Source organism: Helicobacter winghamensis ATCC BAA-430, from assembly GCF_028751035.1.
In the GTDB taxonomy this organism is placed as follows: domain Bacteria; phylum Campylobacterota; class Campylobacteria; order Campylobacterales; family Helicobacteraceae; genus Helicobacter_D; species Helicobacter_D winghamensis.
Window position 1 is genome coordinate 908,007 of the sequence record NZ_CP063533.1, and the last position, 20,324, is coordinate 928,330.

Consider the following 20,324-nt stretch of genomic DNA (forward strand, 5'->3'; position numbering starts at 1 on the left):
TTTTATTCCTTTATTGCAATTAAAGTTGTGAAATTTACCCAGCAAAAAAGCGTTTGAATATGGCTAAACCCAGCATTTTTAAGCATTGTTTTATTCTCATTTTCACTATAAGGGATTAGCACATTTTCTAAAGCTTCACGCTTTTTGCTAATCTCAAACTCACTATATCCCCGCTTTTTCTTACTTTCTAAATAATATTGAATCATCTTAAAATCTAGAGTTTTATTCTCACAAATCACCTTTTCAGAGCAAATAAACACACCACCTGTATTGAGTGCATTAAAAATCTTTTGCACAAGCCTTTCTCTCTCTAAAGGACGGATAAATTGCAAAGTGTAATTTGCCACAATCACATCACATTTAGGAAAATTCTCTTGCAAAATATCCCCACAAATTAAATTTGCCTTAATGCCATAGGTGTCCAACTTTTTTTGCGCGAACTCTAGCATACTTACCGAATTATCTATGCCATAAAGCCTTAAAGGAATCTTAGCCTTAGAAGCAATTTCTAAAAGCATAGCCCCCGTAGAAGTCCCAAGATCTAAAATTACGGAATCCTTTTTTGCATACTCTAGCGCAAAATCCGCACTTAAAGCTAAAACTTCTTTATAAAAAGGGATAGAGCGACATAACATATCATCAAAAACCCCTGCCACATTTGCGTCAAACTCAAATTGCTTTTGTGGAGCTTGTGTAAAAACTTTATCCATTTTATTTAACCTTTAAGATTTTATAAGCTTCATTAATATCGCAACTAATTTGCTTTTTTAGGGATTCTAAATTATCAAATTTACGATTGTTTCTAATTTTTTTAGCAAAATAAAACCCAGCTTCACTCTCTTTAACTTCCACTTCAATGCCCAACAAATGCCCTTCAATAGAAAAAGACTTATCTGTGCTTAAGCGATTTCCAATAAAAATCACAGCAGGATATTTTTTGGATTCTAACTTTTGTTCACCTAGCTGAATAAACCCTGCATACACGCCCTCTTGTGGAAGTAAAAAACCATCATTTTGTAGATTAATCGTTGCATACAGCTCCCTTTTACCAAGCCCTTGCCCCTTAATAATCTCCCCTCTAATCTCATACAAACGCCCTAAAAACTTACTTGCTTGTTTCACATTGCCATTTAACAAAAGTTCTTTGATTAATCCACTATGCACAGAAAGTTTCTTGCAAAGCACTTCATTGACCACCACAACTTCACCCTTAAAACTCTGTAACAAATCAAAAGGATAATAAAACCTATCCTTCCCAAACCTAAAATCATACCCCACAACAATGCGTCTTAAATTTGGCAATACACTTTGTAAAAATGCTACAAATTCCTTATCACTCTTATTGCGGATAATATCTAGCGCAATGTAAAACATCGGGTATTTCGCATAAAAAGAGCGATATTTTTTAGGTAATAATACACCATTTTCTTGCTCAATACACAAAATTGCACCATTTTCATCAAGCTCTTTAAATAATGCTTGATGTCCCAAATGTAAGCCATCAAACTTCCCTAATGCAAGACTTGTGATATTCTTTGCAAATTTAGAGTTTTTGACAAGCGATAAAAAACTCTGCATTCCCTTCCTTTCCTTTGATTTGTGATTCCATAGTTTTTAAAACCTTAAATCCACTTTTTTCTAACAACTCTAACATATTTTCTAATGCTTTTTGAATTGCTATTACATCTTGCACAACTCCCTTTTTGTTACGCTTAACTCCCATTCCTACTTCAAATTGTGGCTTAAAGAGCAAAATCACCTTATCCCTTGATAATGTGATTATGGAATCTAAAATTTCTTTTAAAGCAATAAAAGATACATCACACACCACAATTTCAAATTCCCCCTTATACTTTGTGGCAAACTCCCTAATATCTGTCTTTTCATAGCTTTTTACGCGTGGATTTTCTTTTAAGCTATAATGTAGCTGATTGCTTCCAACATCTACACAAACTACAGATTCCACACCATTTTCTAAAAGAACCTCACAAAATCCACCTGTGCTTGCACCTATATCTAACGCGCTTTTTCCTTGAAAATCAAAGATAGGATTTGCTTTTAAAAAGCAATCTAGCTTCTCTCCAGCGCGACTAACAAAAATTTTAGATTCCAACTTTGTGATTTTATCTTTTAATCCTAATACATAAGCACTTTTCGCACAAGGGATTCCATTAACGCACACTTTGCCCTTTTTGATTAGCGCGTGTGCTTGATTGCGAGAAGATGCGATTCTAAGCTTCACACAAGCCACATCTAAGCGCAAATTTACAATTTCTACACTTTGCATTAACGCCTATCCTTTAAATCTTCCTTCTTTAAAGGTTTAAAGCCAAAGTTTAGATAATTCTCTCCAAATTCCTTGTGGCGCATAAGGAGTTGTAAGGAATTTTGCGTGCGTTTATCTTGTGGCATAAACTCTACTAAATAATACTCCCCCCAAGGTGTTGCACTCTTGTGCATTAAGCCTTCTAATTGCCCTTTTTGAAGTGGCGTAATTTTTATGGGAGTTTCACCATTGTTAAGTGTCAAATGGAATCCATTTTCAAAAAATCCTTTAGGATTTTCCACTCCGTGCTGAAAACTCTGATAAACATCTATAAAAAACACTTCGCCTTTTTCTTGTGGATATTTTTCTTTATTAAAAGTATTCAAATGTGTAGCAATTAACACCACTTGCACCCTCTCTTTTGTGATTAATTCCGCTTTTCTTGTTGCTTGAATATAGGCTTCTTCAAGCTTTTGTGGAACAACCACAGACTTAACACTCTCACAACCTAAAAATACTATTAAAATAACACTAAAAATGATTTCCTTAAACATCTAAACTCCAATTTGATAATAAATAAACCCAAGCTCTTTTAAGCGTTTTGCATTATACTGATTGCGTCCATCAAAAATAATTGCTTCCTTTAGTCGCTCTTTAATCTCTAGAAAATCTGGGCTTCTAAACTCTTTCCACTCTGTTACTAAAACCATTGCATCACAGGCATTTAATGCATCATATTTATTGCTTGCATACATAATATTTTGGATTCCTTTAAAATAAAATCCTTTTGCCTCTTCCATTGCCCTTGGATCATATACACTAACTTCCGCTTCACGCTTTAAAAGCTCTTCAATTAAAACAAGTGAAGTGGCTTCACGCATATCATCTGTCCCGGGCTTAAAACTAAGCCCCCAAATTCCAATGCGTCTGCCTTTCAAACTCTCACCAAAATGCTCAATAATCTTCTCACCCAATACCCTTTTTTGCTTCTCATTAACTTGCGCTGTGGCTTGTAACATTCTAGCTTCTACACCATTTTCTTGAGCAATTTTCTCTAAAGCTTTCACATCTTTTGGAAAGCAACTTCCCCCATATCCACAACCCGGATAAATAAAGCTATATCCAATACGCTTATCACTCCCAATTCCAATTCTTACTTGATTCACATCAGCTCCTACAACTTCGCAAATCCTTGCAATCTCATTAATAAAACTAATCTTTGTTGCAAGCATCGCATTTGCTGCATATTTTGTCATCTCAGCACTTTTAATATCCATCACAATTAGCCTATCATAACTCCGTAAAAATGGCGCATACACTTCCTTTAAAATCTCTTTTGCCCACTCTTCTTCTATACCAATTACCACCCTATCAGGTCTTAGAAAATCATTAATTGCATCACCTTCTTTTAAAAACTCAGGATTGCTAGCCACACTAAAAGGAATGCTAACATCACGCTTTTTTAATTCTTCTTTGATTGCTTCCTTAACCTTTTGTGCTGTGCCAACTGGAACTGTGGATTTATCTACAATTAGCATTTTAGATTCCATTGTTTTGCCAATCTCTCGTGCTACTTCTAAAACATATTGTAAATCCGCACTTCCATCTTCTCCCATAGGTGTGCCAACGGCGATAAAAGCCACTTCTACTTTCTGTAAAGATTCTTTTAAGGAAGTGGTAAAACTCAAATTTCCCTGCTCCTTGTTTCTTTTCACAAGCTCTTGTAATCCTGGCTCAAAAATAGGAATCTCTCCAGCATTTAAACGCGCAATTTTGGATTCCACAATATCCACACAAATTACATTATTCCCCATATCCGCAAAACATGCACCACTAACCAACCCAACATAACCCGTCCCAATAATCACTATATTCATTAAACTAAGCCTAAAATTTTTCGCAATTCTAGCATATTATTAAAAGAATAAAAGGCAAAGCAAAGCAAAATCAAAATATAATGCTACCATTTGTAATTTAAGGTTCAAAATGGCTAGGCATTTACTAGAAACTAAGGATTTCAGCAAAGAAGAGGTAGAAGGGATTTTAGATTTAGCCCAAAGTTATTTGGATTCCAAAAATGCGCTAAATAGTAAAAACGCGCTTTTAGGACATATTGTTATTACAATCTTTTTTGAAAACTCCACACGCACACTCTCAAGCTTTGAAGTTGCAACAAAACGCTTAGGCGGAAGTGTTGTTCGCCTAGATGTTTCAAAAAGCTCCACAACCAAGGGGGAAACCCTATTTGACACTGCAGCTAACCTTAATGCAATGCAACCAAGTGCAATTGTTGTAAGACACAAAAATTCTGGCGTGCCTAATATTCTTGCTAAATATGTAACTTGCTCTATCATAAATGGTGGCGATGGTGCGCACGCTCACCCCACACAAGCACTTTTAGACCTTTTGACTTTGCGCAAGCATTTAGGTAACTTAGAAGGCAAAAAAATCGCTATTGTAGGCGATATTCGCAACTCACGCGTGGCAAATAGCAATATTGAACTTCTAGGGCGTTTTGGAATGGAGGTAATTTTAGTAGGACCGCCACATTTTATTCCTAAAACCAAACTCCGCCATTGTATTTCCTTAAAAGAAGTGATTGACTCTGTTGATGCTGTGATGAGCTTACGCACACAAACAGAACGCCACGATTACCCTATTTATTCAAGCTTAAAGGATTATGCAAGCGATTATTGTATTACAAGAGAACTTTTTGGGGAGAGAAATATTATCTTACTCCACCCCGGACCTGTGCATCGCAATATTGACATTAGCGATTCTATGTTACAAGATCCGCGCTGTAAGGTTTTAGAGCAAGTTACACACGGCGTTGCTATAAGAATGGCAGTTTTAGAAACGCTCATCACTCATAGCAAAAATAAGATTCCAAAAAATTTCCCTTATTTTTAAAAATTTCAACAAACAATGGAAAATACGCTAATTTTTGAACTTTTTACGCTTTTTTGTGTTGGATTTATCGGTGCTTTAACACCCGGACCTGATATTTTATTCACCCTTAGAAACACACTAAATTATGGAGCAAAAGCAGGATTTTTAGGCTTATTTGGAATCTTTTTAGGCTGGATTACTTTTTTAAGCCTTGTGTATTTTGGGCTTACACATTTACTAAATGGAGTGCTTATACAAGGGATTTTAAACGCAATAGGTGGAATCTATTTGTGCTATATTGCTTATTTGCTTCTTAAATCAAAGCCTGTAAAATCAAATCTTATGCAAGATTCCAAAATCCCCCTAGCACAACCTGTGCAAACGATTCAATCCCTTTATAGTCTAATTTTTAAAGGATATTTGTTAAATCTCTCAAATCCTAAGGCAATTTTGTTTTTTGGGCTAATCATCACACCTTTTACGCAATATCATCTAACTTTAAGCTTGGCTATTTTACTCTTAAGTCTCTTAAGTGCCTTTATACTAGCGATTTTACTAGCAGTGTTTTTTAGAAAATTTGTTAAAGATTCTTTGTTTGATAGAATTGATAAAATTTGTGGAATCATCTTTTTAGGCTTTGCGTTTTTTCTATTTTTAACAAGCTATCGCAATTTTATAAACTTCTAAGAAAATTGCATAAAATCTTGACAATACAAAGCTTTTAGATTAAAATTCCGCTACTTCATTACAAAATGATTGACTTGCTAAACCCTACAAAGTTTCTTGCATATTTAAGCTTTTGCAAGAAATCTTTAAATCTCTCTTAAGGTGAAAAATGAGCGAACAAAATCAAAACAAAAAAGAATATAAAGTGCGCACACATACGCCTGTTGAAGGGCATACCATTGAAGAATTGCGTACAAAACCTATCAATAAACTTGCTGAAATTGCTATCTCACTAGGGATTGAAAACCCCCAAGAATTTTTGCGCCAAGATTTGATTTTTGAAATCTTAAAAACACAAGTTAGCAAAGGTGGCTTTATCCTATTTACAGGAATTTTAGAAATCACAAGCGAAGGTTATGGATTTTTAAGAGCAATTGATGAAAACTTCTCCGGCTCACAAAATGACGCCTATGTTAGCAGCACGCAAATCCGCCGCTTTGCACTAAGAAATGGGGATATTGTAACAGGACAAGTTAGAAGCCCAAAAGACCAAGAAAGATATTACGCGCTTTTAAAAGTAGAAGCAATCAATTATCAATCTCCAGAAGAGATGAAAAGCCGTCCGCTTTTTGACAATCTCACCCCCTTATTCCCAACAGAACAAATTAAACTAGAATACAATAGCTTTAAAATTACTGGAAGAATGTTAGATTTATTTGCACCTATTGGCAAGGGGCAACGCGCTTTGATTGTTGCACCACCAAGAACAGGTAAAACAGAGCTAATGAAAGAGCTAGCCTATGGGATTACTAAAAATCACCCCGAAGTTGAACTCATTGTTTTACTTGTTGATGAAAGACCAGAAGAAGTTACAGATATGGAGCGAAGCGTAAAAGGTGAAGTGTATAGCTCCACTTTTGATATGCCAGCAAGTAACCACACGCGCGTAGCTGAACTTGTGGTAGAAAAGGCAAAGAGAATGGTAGAGATGGGAAAAGATGTTGTGATTTTATTAGATTCCATTACACGCCTTGCAAGAGCCTACAATACTGCTACTCCAAGCAGTGGAAAAGTGTTAAGTGGAGGGGTTGATGCAAATGCTTTGCATAAGCCAAAACGCTTTTTTGGAGCAGCAAGAAATATTGAACAAGGCGGAAGCTTAACAATTATCGCCACAGCCCTTATTGAAACAGGTTCAAGAATGGACGAAGTGATTTTTGAAGAATTTAAAGGCACAGGAAATAGCGAAATCGTGCTTGCTAGAAATATTGCAGAGCGCAGAATTTATCCAGCAATGGATATTTTAAAGAGTGGCACACGCAAAGAAGAATTACTTTTAGGACAAGATAAGCTCCAAAAAGTTTGGGTATTGCGCAATGCAATCCATCAAATGAATAATGAAATTGACGCTCTTACATTCCTTTACTCACAAATGCAAAAAAGTAAAGACAATGAAGAGTTTTTAAATATGATGAATGATAGCGCAAAAGACTAAAATTACTCCACAAAGAATTGGAGTATTTGATAGTGGAGCAGGTGGAATTAGTGTTTTAAAAAATCTTATAGAATCTCATAATTTCAAAGAAATTCTTTATTATGGCGATACGGCACGCGTGCCTTATGGAGTAAAAAGCAAGGATACTATTAGGCAATATTCTTTAGAAGCCCTTGATTTTTTCTCCCCTTTTAAACTTGATTTACTCATTGTTGCGTGCAATACCGCTAGCGCATATGGATTAAGCGCAATGCAAGAAGTTGCTCCCTATCCTGTTATAGGCGTGATTGAGCCTGGAATCCTAGCCTTACAAAATGCAATCCAAGATAAAAATGCAAAGATTCTAATTCTAGGCACAAAAGCCACTATTTGTAGCAATCTTTATAGCAAACTTCTTAGAGAAAAAGGCTATTTAAACACTTTTGGGCTTGCTACAAGCCTTTTTGTGCCAATTGTTGAAGAAGGAATCTTTGAAGGTGCAATTTTAGATTCCACCATTGCGCATTATTTAAAACAATACCCAAGCACACCTAATGCAATTATTTTAGGTTGCACACATTTTCCACTTATTGCAAATTCCATTGCAAACTTCTACTCCAATAAGCCATTGCTTATCCACTCTGGTGAAGCAATTATGGAATATTTGCAAAACTTTTACACCTTGCAATCTTTCAAAGAGACTCCAAAAGTTAAGTTTTATGCAAGCGATTATGTAGAGAACTTGGAAAAAATAGCTAATCTTTGGCTTAAAAAGTGATTTTATACTTCACGCCTGCCTTTGTGCTATCATCGCCCTTTTTGTTATTTTCCCGTTCAACATAAGTAGTAAAGTTTTTAAAAGGTGAGTATCCCACACCATATTTCCAAGTGCGTTCATCTATCAAATCATCATTTTGCACCAAACTTTGTTCAAAATACAATTTTTTCAAGGATTTGTGCTGGATTCTGTGTTTTGCCCCATAGCTACCACTCCACATTTGAGAAGTTGGATTGTGATTAATGCCACCAAGTAATTCTAAAGTATTAATTTTATCCTTATGCACGCGATATACAAGATTAAAATCACCCCCTATTCCACTTTCATTTTGCGTTGCTACACCATCAAGATGAATCTCAAGATTGATTACATCACTTTTATTGCTTTGTCTTATTGTTTCTTTAATATAATCACTAAGCAATGTTGAAACCTTATCAAATCCAGCACCCACAACATATTCATTAAACATATCTTCTGTTTCTAAATCAAAATCTTCTTTTGATTTAGATTGTTTTTTGACTTGAAAATTATTTATTACTACTTTATCGCTACTTAAAGCCGGTAATGGAATCCCAAAACGATCTCCTAGTGGCTTAAATGCTTCAAGAGGATTCTTTCTTTTGATATCAAGTTTTAAATATTGTGCAATATCACTTTTTAGCTTTATGGGAGCATTTTGCGCAAAAGAAAAAGAAAAAATAAAAATAAAAATAAAAATAAAAATCCACAACACTTTCATCTTATCAGTTTATCAAAAATTTATAAATCATTAGAAAATATTAATATTGCAACTCTTTAATCTTTTGTAAAAATTGCTCCAAATCCTCAGCCTTTGCTTCCACCTTTAAGCTCACTCCATTGCTCAAAAACTCTTTTTTAACGATTTGGATTCCAACTTTTTTTGCCAAATATTCCACCTGTGCAAAAAGTGCAAAATCTATCGTAATTTGCGCATTTTCTTTTGGAATATACAACGCAAGCCTACCAGAAACTTTTGCCGCTAATACAGCATCTTTTGCACCTTGTGTATAAGCACGCACAAGCCCACCTGTGCCTAAAAGCGTTCCACCAAAATAACGGATAGTTAGCAACCCACACTCTATCAACCCATACCCACGCAAAACCTTAAGTGTAGGCATTCCTGAAGTCCCTTTAGGCTCTCCATCATCACTAAAGCTCTCTTCAATTTGCCCTTTATCATTTAAAAAACGCGAAGCAGTTACAAAATGCACAGCCTTGGGATGCTTTTGGCGCATTTTTAGATTCCAACTTTCCACTTCTATTTTTGGAATCACATAGGAAATGAAGCTTGAACCTTTTACTTCAAAACTAGACTCCACAATTTCTAAGGGATAATATAAATCTTCCATTAATTGCGCTTAAGCTCTCCATTGGCATAGGCTATAATTTTTTTATATATAAAATCCAATCCCACAATCTCACAAACTGCGCCTTTTACAATTGCTTGTTTTGGCATTCCAAATACGACACAACTCGCTTCATCTTGCGCAATTGTATAAGCCCCATTGTCATACAATTCTTTAATCCCTATACTTCCATCATCTCCCATTCCTGTAAGAATAATCGCTAATGCCACCTTTCCTGCTACATTATTTAAGCTTCTAAACATCACATCAACACTAGGACAATGGCGTGAAATACGGATTCCATCTTGCGCCCTTGCATAATAATCATTTCCATGCCTATCAAGTAACATATGAAACCCACCGGGTGCTAAGTACGCACAAGAATCTCGCAAAAGCACTCTTTCATTCACTTCAAAAACATCTAATTTGGAATTTATGTTTAAGCGATTTGCAAAGGAAGTGGAAAAACCGCCTGGAATATGCTGTGTAATAATAATAGGAGGTAGATTGCGCGGAAGTTGGTTTAAAATCTTAGCAATCGCATCAACACCGCCTGTGCTTGCCCCAATAGCAATAATGCGTTTCCCATCGCCTTTATAGGGCGTAGATTTTAATAATTTATCCGGATGATATTTCTCGCTTATATTTGCCTTAAGCACCCTATTCTGCCACCTTTACAAAGATATTCTGCCCCAGTCTATCCACCTTTGGAGCAAGTCCTAAAATACTTTCACTATGCCCTAAATACAAGGTTCCACCAAGTTTTAGACGAGAAAAGAGCTTGTGCAAAATCTGTTCTTGATCTTCAACCTTAAAATAAATCAATACATTACGACAAAAAATAATATCAAACTCTTTTGCGCCAAAAGGATAATTTGGAGCATAAAGATTATGCTGCTTAAAGGTTAGAATCTTTTTTAGATTCTGTTTTGCATTCATACTAATTTCACGATCATTGAGTCTTGTAATATCAAAATATTCTTTCAACTCTAACCAAGTTGGCAAAGGATTTAAGCGAGTATCCACAATATAATTTCCATTTCTAGCCACTTCCAGTACAGAAGTATCAATATCAATAGCTTGCACGCTCACTTGTGTATTTGATTTGTAAATTTCTTTTGCAAAAAGCAAGGTTGCTGCAATAGAGTAAGGCTCCTCACCCGTAGAGCTTGCCGAACAAAGCACCTTAAAAGGCTCATCATCTTGCAAGCGTTGAGACAAGATTCTATCTACCATATCTTTAAAATGGAATCCCTCTCTGAAGAAATCTGTCTTATTTGTTGTAAAAGCATTAATAAAATCTTGTTTAAATTGTCCGCGCCTTAGTGCAATAAAAAAAGCTGTATAATCTTGTATATCAAGATCTCGTGAAAGTTTATCAAGACGATTTTTAATTGTAGAATCTTTATTTGCTGGCATATGAATTCCAGCAAATTTATAAATTAACTCGCGCGCTTGATTAATATCCTCTTGATTAATAAGTGGTGGCATATCTTCCCTCTCCCTAGCCCTTTTCTTTTTTGTAAGCTTCTTGCCAAGCCTTTGGCGTTAATGTATCTTGCACCTGCCCGATTGCTTGATATTCTTTGTAATAATCTTCCACAAAGGATAGAATCTTAGAATCCTTTGGCTTGTAATTACCTTTAGAGTCTTTTTTTACATAATACTCTAAAAACAAACTTGCATCTTGCTTATTTAAATACACGCTAATTAATTGATTATAAACTTCTAAGTATCTTTGCTCCAAAACTTTAAGATTTGCTTTATTCAAATCAATTCCTAAAGCAACACCATTCTCAAAACTTCCTTTATAAGACAAAACTTTAGAATCAAAAAGCACTTGCAAATGGATAAGTCCCTCGCAATAATACGGTAATACTTCATCTTCTTGCATCCAAGCAATCAAGCCAACAGCACGCGCAATCATATTGCAAACCAATTCTTTTAAAAGTGGCTTTTGCTCTCTTGTGAAATAATATGCCAGACCGCCCATTGTTGCCTTAAATTCTTCAATATTTTTAAATTGTCCCTTTGCATTCATTTGCAATTCACTATCTAAATCCACCCACAAAATATGCCCAAACTCGTGTCCTATGGTAGAAATCTCATACACCCTATACCAATCTTGTTCCCTAAAATACAGCAACTCTCTGTTAAAATCTAAAAATTCTTTTGGGAAAGTTTTACTTGAAAGCAACATAAAAGGCTTTGCCAAAGATAACTCACGCACACGATCAGGAAAATAAAAAATCTTTTTGCCATATTTTGCACTCACTTTTTCATCATTTGGCACAACTTGCGCACTAAAAAGCCCATTTAACTCTGCCCCATAAAACAACAAAGGCATTCCCCCATAATTCTGCGTTTTTGATAAAGATTGCTTCACGCAATTTTCAATAGAATCTTTAAAAAGCGTATGCTTAAATTGCTTGCTATATTCTATATAAAAGTCCCATATTAGCTCTTTTGAGAGTTTAAAGTCTGCATTTGCACTAGGCTCTAGTAAATCCACACCATTATAAATTCTAGCAATCCTTAAATCCCACTCTGGCGCAACAGCCTTTCTAAAATGGTCTTCATAATATTCTAAAGGATGTCCAATTTGCAAAGGTGTGGAGATCTGCATCCAAGCTTTATCCACAAGTCTCCAAGATTCCAATAATAAGCTAGTATCCCTTTGCATTAGGGCATTTTGGAGTGCTTTTAAATATGCAATATGCGCTTCTTTTTGCTCTAAGGGTGGACAAACTTCTTCTAAGCCTTCAAGGGCTTCTAAGCCCTTGTTAAATGTTTGATTTAAATCTCTAAATTCTTTTTGAAAAAACTCCGCATAAGCTACGGCTTGATAAATAGAGTCCTTAAGCACAGGCACAGAATAGCTTCTATCGCTAAATTCCCCCTTAGCACTAAATCCCCCTTCATTTGCAAAGTCTTTTTGACAACACTCAATACTAGACTCTAACGCCTTTAAAATCGCATTACAATCCCCATTAAAACACGCGTTTAAATCCTTATTAATTCCTAGAATCAATTCCTTCTGCCACGCAAAGAAAAAAGCATTAAATACAATTCCAATCTCATGCACAAACTCTAAAAGAGCACGCAAAAAAGGAGTCAAAAGCACATTATCCTTAACATACTTTAGCAATTCTGTGTGCTTTTGTAAATAAAAATCACACGTGATTTCTAAAAGCATTGCACGAAGTTTTAAGCCTTCTTGCTCGCCTACATTTAGTTTTTGTAGCATATTTAAAAGCGCGCCCTCTTTTAAACCCACAATACGTTCCACGCAGGCAAAACGCGTTTGGATTTCATCAGGCAAATTTTTAAAGACGGGTTCTAAAAGCGCACTTATAGTTTTAGATTCCAACTTTTCATAAAGAGCATTAATGCTTTTATTTTGAGATTCTAAATAACGATAAAGCGTAATAATATCGCCTAAAATTTTTTCATTAATATTTTTATCCATTGCGTTATTTTTGTATGTTTTTATGCGCTTTTATAGCTTCATAGGCGACATTAATCTCTTGTAATTTTTCTGTGTATTTTTCAATAATAGACTCATCTAAGCCTTTATGGTGCAAAATATCAGGGTGATACTCCCTAACAAGCTTTTTGTAAGCACTTTTAATTTGTTCCATAGAATCCTCTTCGCTTACACCTAAAATCCTATAAGATTCTTGTAAGCTCTTTGTTTGTGTATTGTTTGCATAAAATTTTTCAAATGCATCATAAAGCGCATTAAAATCAGCATTTTCAATCTCTAAATACGCGGCTACATCCAAAATTATTTCACGCTCATTTTCTCCAAGCTTGCCATCAGCATACGCAAGTGATAACATATATTCTACAAGCTTTAAGCGGTTTTTATATTGCCCTTTTGTGCGCTCAGCATAACGCGTTGTTAGTTCCTCTACACTCTGCGTTGTTGTTTCAAAAATCTTGTGTAAAATTCCTAAAATCTCGTCTTTTTGATACATTGCACTTTGTAGCATTAACGCATCACCAATATCTATAATAGTGTTTTCCATAAGCTCTAACTCTAACTCACACACTTTTCCATCGCTTTGCGCAAGCTTTGCAAGCAAGCCAACAATTAAGCCATACTCACTCTCTCTAATCTTATCTTCACGGCTTAATTCTTGTGGCTGTGGCTGATTTTTATAAGGATTTTGGTATTGATTAAAATCTTGCGAATCGCCTTGAGAGTCAATTTGTGGTCGCTTATGAGGATGATTTAAATAATCTTTAAAATTAATAAATGCAATTGCTAAAATTACAATGGTAACAAGTAGTAAAATTTCCATATTTTTACCCTATTTACTAAAAAAGCCCTTGAATTTACTAAAAACTCCACTTGGAGCTAAAAACCCTAACTCTTGTAGCTTCGCTTTAATTGCACTTAACCCGTCCGCATTTGCTTCTACTTCCACACTCTGCGTTGCAATATCTACGCGCAAACTCGGGTATTGTGCCAATAGTGCATTATTAATTTTTTTTACACAACCTTCACATTTAATATTTTGACATTGAATTTTTTGCATTTTGGATTCCTATATATTTATATCTTGTAAGTGGTGGGCCCTATAGGACTTGAACCTATGACCAATCGGTTATGAGCCGAGTGCTCTAACCAGCTGAGCTAAGGGCCCCTTTTTGAAAAAGAATTGTGATTATACACAAATTTATATCTAAAGGCAAGCAAGTTTTCAAGGATAGCAAAAAGAATAATAAAAGTAATAAAGCTACTTCCTCCATAACTAAATAAGGGTAATGGAATCCCAACTACAGGAGCTAAACCAATAGTCATAGCAATATTTACACCAGAATAAATAAACACAAGCAATCCAACACAATATGATACAACTTTTAAAAAATAATCTTTTTCATCTACCTTGCTCATCGAAAAAATATGAAAAATCAAAGCACCATAAAGGATAAATAACCCAATTATCCCCACAAATCCAAACCTTTCCGCAAAATAAGGAAAAATAAAATCACTTGTCGCAATGGGCAAAAACTTATATGCCACTTGCGTAGCTTCTTCTTTCTCCTTGCCATACGCTCCACCAGAACCAATAGCAATAATAGATTGCTTGACTTGATAATCTGGATCTTTTAGCACAAAATCCATAATGCGCTTTTTTTGATAATCGTGAAGATTTGCATACAAAATTGGTGATAAAAACATCACACCAGCAAATAAAGTTAACCAAATTTTATAATTTACTCCAATTAAAAACAACATTCCAAAACTCATAAGCAGCAACACCAAAGCCGTCCCTAAATCCGGTTGTTTTAACACAAGCACAAAAGGCAACAACACAAAAAAAGAAAGTTTTAAAAAATCAAGCAATTTATAGCCATTTCTCTTAGGGGGATTTTTGTTAATTAAATATGCCATCATTAAAATCAGTGCAGGCTTCATCGTCTCTGATGGCTGAAAGGTAAAATGCACAAAAGGTATCTCAAGCCACCTTTGCGCTCCCAAACGCGTATCGCCAAAAAATTCCACCGCCACAAGCAATAAAATATTAATCCAATAAAACCCAATAATTAACCACGATATTTTCTGCACTGGAATCAAAAATACCACTACAAAAACCAACAATCCCACAAAAATATAAATCAATACCTTATTGCCTAAAAATACATTATTTTCATTAATTAAATACCAAGAGAGCAAAATAATAGGCACAATCAATAAAGGCAGTGTAAAATCAAAATATGCTAAAATCTTGCGATTAAAACCAAACAAAACAAAACCTTGAAAAATAAAAAATTTTTAGAATTTTAACATAAAGAACCCCCCATGCAACAAGATTTTAACCAAAATCCGCAAAATTTAAACACTTTTGCAATAACAGATAAAAATCAAGGAATCCGCGCAGATATTTTTCTCTCTAAAACCTTAAATCTCTCCCGCTCCAAAGTGCAAAATTTAATCAGCAAACAAGCAATCCTTCTAAACTCCAAACCCCTAAAAAAATATGGAACCATATTAAACGCCAACGACACTTTGAAGCTAATCTCTCAAGCAAAAGCTAAACAAGATTCCAACTCGCAGCATTTGCAAGACTTAAATATCCCTATTATATACGAAGATTCTGATCTTTTAATTCTCAATAAACCCGCCAATCTCATTGTGCATAGAATTGATGAAAACGATACGCAATTTACCCTTGTAGATTATCTCAAGCAAAAAGGCTTTGCGCTTTCAAATTTAGGCGATTCTTATCGCTTAGGAATTGTGCATAGGCTAGATAAAAATACAAGTGGAGCAATAGTAATTGCCAAAAACAACGCTACACACGCACATTTAAGTATGCAAATTAAATCCAAGCAAATGGGGCGCTATTATCTTTGCATTATTAATCAACCTTTGAAAAACCCACAAACCGTAGAAATACCAATAATGCGTCACCCAAAACAACGCTTAAAATACATTACCACTACAAATAATGTTAATGCCAAAACTGCCAAAACAGCCTTTTTTATGATTCCAACACTTCTAGATTCCAATTTTTTAAAAACAGAAAATCCAAAAAAAGAGATTCCAACTTTAATAGGAGCGAAACTTTTCACAGGCAGAACTCACCAAATCCGCGTGCATTTAAACTCTATTAATCGCCACATTTTAGGTGATGGATTCTATGGTTATAAGGGCAATTACACAGGCAGAATTCTTCTCCACGCACATTTTTTACATCTCATACATCCTAAAACACAGAAACTTTTAGAATTTCATGCGCCCATTCCTGATGATATGCAAAATTTTATTAAGACGCATTTCAATCTCCCAATCCACCAAAATGCAGAATTTTTTAAGATTCCTCTACCCTATATTTACAAACAGCAATTTCACACAATTTAATGCAATTTTTGTGTATTTTATGCTAAAATCTCAAATTTCAAGCCCAAAATATCTAGGAATATATTATGCAAAAAATTTTTCCTTTAAACATTCTAGGTGGAATCCTAAGCTTATTTTTTTTTCTATTTAGTGGTTGTAGTAGTGCTGTTTTTAACACAAAAACAACCATTAATAGCAATATTAATCCCCCAAGTGATATTCGTGTTTTAAGTGATGTCAATACCATTGCTTTTGAATGGAAACTTGTGCAAGATCCAAGCGTAATGGGATATTACATTTATCGCAAAGAAACCAATGAACAAGACTTTAAAAAAATTGCCACATTAGAGTCTCGCTTCAATACACATTATGCAGACAATGATCTAAAAGCTGGCACACAATATATCTATTACTTTACCACTTTTGATAAAGATCGCAATGTTTCTTCATATTCTCCAGCAGTTAGCGCCACAACACTTTCAATTTCTGCCATAACTTATGTAGAAGCCATCAGTAATTATCCTCGTAAAGTCAAGGTGCTTTGGAATCCTCATCAAGATCCACGCGTTGTTGGCTATATTATTCAACGCAAAGATAAAAATGGAGCTTGGAAAGAAGTGGGAAATGTAAAAAGTCGCTTATTGGTAGAATTTTTAGATACAAAACTAGAAGATGGAACAACCTACACTTACCAAGTTTTAGCCTATAATGCAAAAAATTCTCTCTCTATTCCATCTTCAATTGTAAGTGCCACAACCAAACCAAAGCCAACACCTATTACAAACTTGCGTGCCACACTTAATGAGCCAAAGAAAATCACTCTAAACTGGGATTTACACCCAAACCAAGAGGTTACTTCCTACAAGATTCTACGCTCTGGATTTATTTCTAGTATATTTAGCACCATTGCAACAATCCCTAGCAATACAAACACCTATCAAGATATAATTAAAAAAGATGGGGAACGCTATCAATACAAAATCGTTGCCACTGATAAAGATGGAATTGACAGCCTTGAGAGCGAACCAATTACCGGAGCAACGCTGGCTATTCCAAATGCGCCAAGCATTACTTATGCACGCATTGAAAATGGCTCTGTTGTTCTTAAATGGGTTCCAACTGATGATCGTGCTAAAGAATACATTGTCTATAAAAAAGATTCTGTTTTCTTTGGCGAAACTTTGCGCTATAATCAAGTTCTAACGCCAGAATTCATAGACAAAGAAGTTAAAGCAGGCGAAAAATACTATTATCGTATAAGTGCCGTCGATGAAAATGGCTTGGAATCCAAACCTTCAGAAGAAGTTACACTCTCTTTACCAAAATAGTATGCCTCATTTTAAAACATCAAAGCTAATACTTCCAAATCTCCCCCATAAAGTTGCACATAGTGCGGGGGAATTTGAATTCCTAGAGCTTTTTATTTCTAAAAATCATCCAAATTTTTCTCTTTTACAACTCCGTTTCACTCCTAAAAACAGCACGCAAACCAAAGAGTTTTTTCTAGAAATTAAAAGAAATCAAAAAGAAATTCTTGTGCGATTTGACAAATACTCACGCATTGCGCCCATTGAAATTATTAAAAATGCCCTTGAAATCCTTATGCAAATGCAAGATTCCATTCTTACACACAATCTAAATCGCCGAGCAATTAGCCCAGAATTTAAACTCCCATTTATTAAAGAAATCAACGATTTTTTAGACTTTCATACGCTTTTTTCTAAAACCTGTCAAAAATCTAAATGTAACTTTAAAGAAATTTGGTTAGAAATCGGCTTTGGTAGTGGCAGACATTTACTCCATAATGCAAAAAATTACCCTGATATTTTGCATATCGGACTTGAAATTCATCATCCTTCACTAGAACAAGTTGCACGCCAAATAGGCATCCAAAATTTAGAAAATATCCTTATTTTAGCCTTTGACGCACGAATTTTCCTAGAGTTACTTCCTTCTAACGCACTCCATAAAATTTTCGTGCATTTTCCTGTGCCTTGGGACAAAAAACCCCATCGCAGAATCTTTAGTCAAGCTTTTGTTGCGCAATGTGCTAGAGTTTTAAAGCAAAATGGACACTTACAACTACGCACCGATAGCCTAGAATATTTCATTTTTGCCAAAGATTTAATGGAGCATTTCAAAAATTTCTTTAGAATAGAAACACGCAAAAATGCACAAGAAGCCATTGTTAGCAAATATGAAGCGAGATGGCTAAGAGAACAAAAAGATATTTATAACCTTGAATGCTATGCGCTTCAAATCTCCAAAAATCAAAGATTAGATTTTGATTTTGCATTTAATGCTACACTTTTGCCTAACAATCTAAGTCTTCAAAAAATACGCCAAAGCGACTATTTTCTAAACCTTGAAGATCTATTTTTAGGCAATAAAAACAAGCTTTTAAAAATTGCTTTTGGAGATTTTAACTACCCAGAAACACGCTATGTTTTACAAGATTCCAATTTACATTATTTCAAAAATAATCCACTGCCCACAGCAATTAATCACAGAGCGCACAACCTTTTAAATGCGTGCATTACGCACAATAAGGAATCCTTATGAATCCTGTCATACAAGCACAAAACATTAATCTAGGCTATAAAAACGAAATCATTATTAAAAATGCAAGTTTTAGTATCTATCCTAAAGAATTTGTGTTTGTTAGCGGACCTAGCGGAAGTGGTAAAAGCACTCTTTTGCGTTCAATGTATGGGGATCTACCCTTAAAAAGCGGCTCTCTTGAAGTCTGTGGCGTGGAAATGTTTAAGGCAAATAAAAAAAACATAGAGATTTTACGTCACCACCTAGGAATCATTTTTCAAGACTACAAACTCATTAAGGATTTTAATGTAGAAAAAAATGTAATGCTACCTATGGTTATAGGAGGCTTCACTAAAGAATCTTGCCAAGCCCAGACTGACAGACTGCTTGCACATATTAAACTTTCCCATAAAGGCAGTAAATATCCTATGGAGTTAAGTGGTGGAGAACAGCAACGCGTAGCAATGGCGCGTGCTTTAGCACATAATCCACTTTTAATCCTAGCTGATGAACCCACAGGAAACTTAGATGATTATTCCTCTGAAGTAATATGGAATCTCCTAAGGGGAGTTAATGTGCAGCTAGGCATAACCGTAGTTGTTGTAACACATAGAATCCCAGAAACATTAGGGATTAATTATAGGCATTTTCACATTGAAGAAGGGGTGATTTATGAACTCTCTTAAAAATCATTTAAGTCTAATTATCCCACTTGTTGCCTTACTTTTTGCGCTAGAGAGTATTTTGCTAGTTAATCGCACATTAAGTGATTATGAAAACAAACTTGGTAAAAACTACGCAATCATTCTAGCAAGCAAACAGGAATTATCTCTAGAATCCTTGCGCAATAAAATCACAGAAGCACAATCTTTAAGCAAAATTGATACGCAAATTGTCCTAGACAGGCTTAAAAACAACATAAGTCAAGCAAATTTAATTTTACTTAAAAAATCCTTACCATACTTCTATTCCCTAACACTTAATACCTATCCTAGCGATTCACGCTTAATTGCTATCCAAAAATCTTTAGAAAGCTTTGATGATATTGTTCGGATTGAAACCTTTACTAAAAGCCATAATCAAATCTACCAACTTCTACTTATCATCAATGGTAGCATTATGATTTTTTCAAGTCTTATTGCGTTAATTAGCCTGCTTTTAATGTTTAAACAAATTGAAATTTGGAAATTCCAACATTTAGAGCGAATGGAGATTATGACTCTCTTTGGCGCACCTTTATGGATGCGCTCCCAAGTGCTATTCCGCCTAGCTTGTATAGATACAATTCTTGCAACACTAATCGTTGCTAGTGGTTTATTTTATATTGCTCAAAATCCTTCCTTACTAATATTTTTTCAAGAGCTAGGATTAAATCCGGAGATTTTCTCCCCCATTTTAGATTCCATTGTTTTACTTCTTACAGGGCTTACACTCTCTTTAATCTCTGTATGGATTGTAAGTTTGCAACAAAAAGATTAACTAGGATATTA

The 20,324-nt window shown here is 35.0% G+C and carries 22 protein-coding genes and 1 tRNA gene; 9 read left to right on the forward strand and 14 right to left on the reverse strand.

Going from position 1 to position 20,324, the window contains the following annotated elements; all coding sequences use genetic code 11:
- Positions 1-2: 2 nt before the first annotated feature.
- From cmoA to IP358_RS04685, 5 genes are read right to left on the reverse strand one after another with little or no spacing between them, the layout of a single operon-like run.
- Entirely contained in the window at positions 3-710 is a 708-nt protein-coding gene (gene cmoA, locus IP358_RS04665; protein WP_006802425.1) for a carboxy-S-adenosyl-L-methionine synthase CmoA, read from the reverse strand.
- 1 nt (position 711) lies between these two features.
- Positions 712-1,578 carry a bifunctional riboflavin kinase/FAD synthetase gene (locus IP358_RS04670; protein WP_006802426.1) on the reverse strand — a complete coding sequence of 289 codons (867 nt, stop codon included), beginning with the start codon at positions 1,576-1,578 and terminating at the stop codon, positions 712-714.
- On the reverse strand, positions 1,544-2,287 hold the full coding sequence (gene tlyA / locus IP358_RS04675; RefSeq protein WP_006802427.1) for a 23S rRNA (cytidine-2'-O)-methyltransferase TlyA: 744 nt from the start codon (positions 2,285-2,287) through the stop codon (positions 1,544-1,546). The genes IP358_RS04670 and tlyA overlap by 35 nt, the downstream gene beginning before the upstream one ends.
- Entirely contained in the window at positions 2,287-2,820 is a 534-nt protein-coding gene (locus IP358_RS04680) for a hypothetical protein (protein ID WP_006802428.1), read from the reverse strand. Before IP358_RS04680 ends, tlyA begins: the two co-directional genes overlap by 1 nt.
- The gene (locus IP358_RS04685; protein WP_006802429.1) at positions 2,821-4,143 is read right to left on the reverse strand and encodes a UDP-glucose dehydrogenase family protein; all 1,323 of its coding nucleotides are present in this window, start codon (positions 4,141-4,143) and stop codon (positions 2,821-2,823) included.
- A 109-nt stretch (positions 4,144-4,252) separates the two neighbouring features.
- Between IP358_RS04685 and IP358_RS04690 the strand changes: the two genes are divergently transcribed.
- The 4 genes from IP358_RS04690 (at position 4,253) to murI (ending at position 8,073) form a co-directional block, all read left to right on the forward strand.
- Complete coding sequence (locus tag IP358_RS04690) at positions 4,253-5,176, forward strand: aspartate carbamoyltransferase catalytic subunit (RefSeq protein ID WP_006802430.1); 924 nt, start codon at positions 4,253-4,255, stop codon at positions 5,174-5,176.
- A 15-nt stretch (positions 5,177-5,191) separates the two neighbouring features.
- Complete coding sequence (locus IP358_RS04695; protein ID WP_006802431.1) at positions 5,192-5,842, forward strand: LysE family translocator; 651 nt, start codon at positions 5,192-5,194, stop codon at positions 5,840-5,842.
- Between the two features lie 148 nt (positions 5,843-5,990).
- Positions 5,991-7,316 (forward strand): transcription termination factor Rho, encoded by a 1,326-nt coding sequence (rho, locus tag IP358_RS04700; RefSeq protein WP_006802432.1) that lies wholly within the window; start codon positions 5,991-5,993, stop codon positions 7,314-7,316.
- Positions 7,297-8,073 carry a glutamate racemase gene (murI, locus tag IP358_RS04705; protein WP_006802433.1) on the forward strand — a complete coding sequence of 259 codons (777 nt, stop codon included), beginning with the start codon at positions 7,297-7,299 and terminating at the stop codon, positions 8,071-8,073. Before rho ends, murI begins: the two co-directional genes overlap by 20 nt.
- On the opposite strand, the gene IP358_RS04710 is transcribed toward murI, so the two are convergent.
- The 9 genes from IP358_RS04710 to IP358_RS04750 all read right to left on the reverse strand — a co-directional run bounded on the left by IP358_RS04710 (position 8,063) and on the right by IP358_RS04750 (position 15,198).
- On the reverse strand, positions 8,063-8,812 hold the full coding sequence (locus IP358_RS04710) for a hypothetical protein (protein ID WP_006802434.1): 750 nt from the start codon (positions 8,810-8,812) through the stop codon (positions 8,063-8,065). The two genes, murI and IP358_RS04710, sit on opposite strands and share 11 nt — an antisense overlap.
- A 40-nt stretch (positions 8,813-8,852) precedes the next feature.
- Complete coding sequence (locus tag IP358_RS04715) at positions 8,853-9,443, reverse strand: YigZ family protein (protein ID WP_006802435.1); 591 nt, start codon at positions 9,441-9,443, stop codon at positions 8,853-8,855.
- Positions 9,443-10,099 (reverse strand): CheB methylesterase domain-containing protein, encoded by a 657-nt coding sequence (locus tag IP358_RS04720; RefSeq protein WP_006802436.1) that lies wholly within the window; start codon positions 10,097-10,099, stop codon positions 9,443-9,445. The genes IP358_RS04715 and IP358_RS04720 overlap by 1 nt, the downstream gene beginning before the upstream one ends.
- Position 10,100: 1 nt before the next feature.
- Positions 10,101-10,931 carry a CheR family methyltransferase gene (locus tag IP358_RS04725; RefSeq protein WP_006802437.1) on the reverse strand — a complete coding sequence of 277 codons (831 nt, stop codon included), beginning with the start codon at positions 10,929-10,931 and terminating at the stop codon, positions 10,101-10,103.
- A 13-nt stretch (positions 10,932-10,944) separates the two neighbouring features.
- Positions 10,945-12,909, reverse strand: coding sequence for an invasion protein CiaB (ciaB, locus tag IP358_RS04730; RefSeq protein WP_006802438.1), 1,965 nt, complete (start codon positions 12,907-12,909; stop codon positions 10,945-10,947).
- Between the two features lie 4 nt (positions 12,910-12,913).
- Positions 12,914-13,747, reverse strand: coding sequence for a TerB family tellurite resistance protein (locus IP358_RS04735; protein ID WP_006802439.1), 834 nt, complete (start codon positions 13,745-13,747; stop codon positions 12,914-12,916).
- Positions 13,748-13,756: 9 nt separating this feature from the next.
- Positions 13,757-13,984, reverse strand: a complete 228-nt coding sequence (locus tag IP358_RS04740) for a heavy-metal-associated domain-containing protein (RefSeq protein ID WP_006802440.1) — start codon at positions 13,982-13,984, stop codon at positions 13,757-13,759.
- A gap of 31 nt (positions 13,985-14,015) precedes the next feature.
- Positions 14,016-14,092: transfer RNA gene (locus IP358_RS04745), tRNA-Ile, on the reverse strand.
- Positions 14,083-15,198 (reverse strand): FtsW/RodA/SpoVE family cell cycle protein, encoded by a 1,116-nt coding sequence (locus IP358_RS04750; protein WP_006802441.1) that lies wholly within the window; start codon positions 15,196-15,198, stop codon positions 14,083-14,085. Before IP358_RS04750 ends, IP358_RS04745 begins: the two co-directional genes overlap by 10 nt.
- A 54-nt stretch (positions 15,199-15,252) precedes the next feature.
- Here IP358_RS04750 and IP358_RS04755 point away from each other — a divergent pair, with 54 nt between their 5' ends.
- The 5 genes from IP358_RS04755 (at position 15,253) to IP358_RS04775 (ending at position 20,313) form a co-directional block, all read left to right on the forward strand.
- Positions 15,253-16,314 (forward strand): RluA family pseudouridine synthase, encoded by a 1,062-nt coding sequence (locus tag IP358_RS04755; protein ID WP_006802442.1) that lies wholly within the window; start codon positions 15,253-15,255, stop codon positions 16,312-16,314.
- Positions 16,315-16,379: 65 nt separating this feature from the next.
- Positions 16,380-17,621: a fibronectin type III domain-containing protein gene (locus IP358_RS04760; protein WP_006802443.1), complete on the forward strand. Its 1,242-nt coding sequence runs from the start codon at positions 16,380-16,382 to the stop codon at positions 17,619-17,621.
- Entirely contained in the window at positions 17,563-18,855 is a 1,293-nt protein-coding gene (gene trmB, locus IP358_RS04765; protein ID WP_248613384.1) for a tRNA (guanosine(46)-N7)-methyltransferase TrmB, read from the forward strand. Before IP358_RS04760 ends, trmB begins: the two co-directional genes overlap by 59 nt.
- Positions 18,852-19,520, forward strand: a complete 669-nt coding sequence (locus tag IP358_RS04770; RefSeq protein WP_006802445.1) for a cell division ATP-binding protein FtsE — start codon at positions 18,852-18,854, stop codon at positions 19,518-19,520. Before trmB ends, IP358_RS04770 begins: the two co-directional genes overlap by 4 nt.
- Entirely contained in the window at positions 19,507-20,313 is an 807-nt protein-coding gene (locus IP358_RS04775; protein WP_006802446.1) for a hypothetical protein, read from the forward strand. Before IP358_RS04770 ends, IP358_RS04775 begins: the two co-directional genes overlap by 14 nt.
- The last annotated feature ends 11 nt before the right edge of the window (positions 20,314-20,324 follow it).

Bases quoted from the DNA above. Each gene is read 5' to 3' on its own strand.
- cmoA (WP_006802425.1), bottom strand. From the start codon at position 710: ATGGATAAAGTTTTTACACAAGCTCCACAAAAGCAATTTGAGTTTGAC.
- IP358_RS04670 (WP_006802426.1), bottom strand. From the start codon at position 1,578: ATGCAGAGTTTTTTATCGCTTGTCAAAAACTCTAAATTTGCAAAGAAT.
- tlyA (WP_006802427.1), bottom strand. From the start codon at position 2,287: ATGCAAAGTGTAGAAATTGTAAATTTGCGCTTAGATGTGGCTTGTGTG.
- IP358_RS04680 (WP_006802428.1), bottom strand. From the start codon at position 2,820: ATGTTTAAGGAAATCATTTTTAGTGTTATTTTAATAGTATTTTTAGGT.
- IP358_RS04685 (WP_006802429.1), bottom strand. From the start codon at position 4,143: ATGAATATAGTGATTATTGGGACGGGTTATGTTGGGTTGGTTAGTGGT.
- IP358_RS04690 (WP_006802430.1), top strand. From the start codon at position 4,253: ATGGCTAGGCATTTACTAGAAACTAAGGATTTCAGCAAAGAAGAGGTA.
- IP358_RS04695 (WP_006802431.1), top strand. From the start codon at position 5,192: ATGGAAAATACGCTAATTTTTGAACTTTTTACGCTTTTTTGTGTTGGA.
- rho (WP_006802432.1), top strand. From the start codon at position 5,991: ATGAGCGAACAAAATCAAAACAAAAAAGAATATAAAGTGCGCACACAT.
- murI (WP_006802433.1), top strand. From the start codon at position 7,297: ATGATAGCGCAAAAGACTAAAATTACTCCACAAAGAATTGGAGTATTT.
- IP358_RS04710 (WP_006802434.1), bottom strand. From the start codon at position 8,812: ATGAAAGTGTTGTGGATTTTTATTTTTATTTTTATTTTTATTTTTTCT.
- IP358_RS04715 (WP_006802435.1), bottom strand. From the start codon at position 9,443: ATGGAAGATTTATATTATCCCTTAGAAATTGTGGAGTCTAGTTTTGAA.
- IP358_RS04725 (WP_006802437.1), bottom strand. From the start codon at position 10,931: ATGCCACCACTTATTAATCAAGAGGATATTAATCAAGCGCGCGAGTTA.
- ciaB (WP_006802438.1), bottom strand. From the start codon at position 12,909: ATGGATAAAAATATTAATGAAAAAATTTTAGGCGATATTATTACGCTT.
- IP358_RS04735 (WP_006802439.1), bottom strand. From the start codon at position 13,747: ATGGAAATTTTACTACTTGTTACCATTGTAATTTTAGCAATTGCATTT.
- IP358_RS04740 (WP_006802440.1), bottom strand. From the start codon at position 13,984: ATGCAAAAAATTCAATGTCAAAATATTAAATGTGAAGGTTGTGTAAAA.
- IP358_RS04755 (WP_006802442.1), top strand. From the start codon at position 15,253: ATGCAACAAGATTTTAACCAAAATCCGCAAAATTTAAACACTTTTGCA.
- IP358_RS04760 (WP_006802443.1), top strand. From the start codon at position 16,380: ATGCAAAAAATTTTTCCTTTAAACATTCTAGGTGGAATCCTAAGCTTA.
- trmB (WP_248613384.1), top strand. From the start codon at position 17,563: ATGAAAATGGCTTGGAATCCAAACCTTCAGAAGAAGTTACACTCTCTT.
- IP358_RS04770 (WP_006802445.1), top strand. From the start codon at position 18,852: ATGAATCCTGTCATACAAGCACAAAACATTAATCTAGGCTATAAAAAC.
- IP358_RS04775 (WP_006802446.1), top strand. From the start codon at position 19,507: ATGAACTCTCTTAAAAATCATTTAAGTCTAATTATCCCACTTGTTGCC.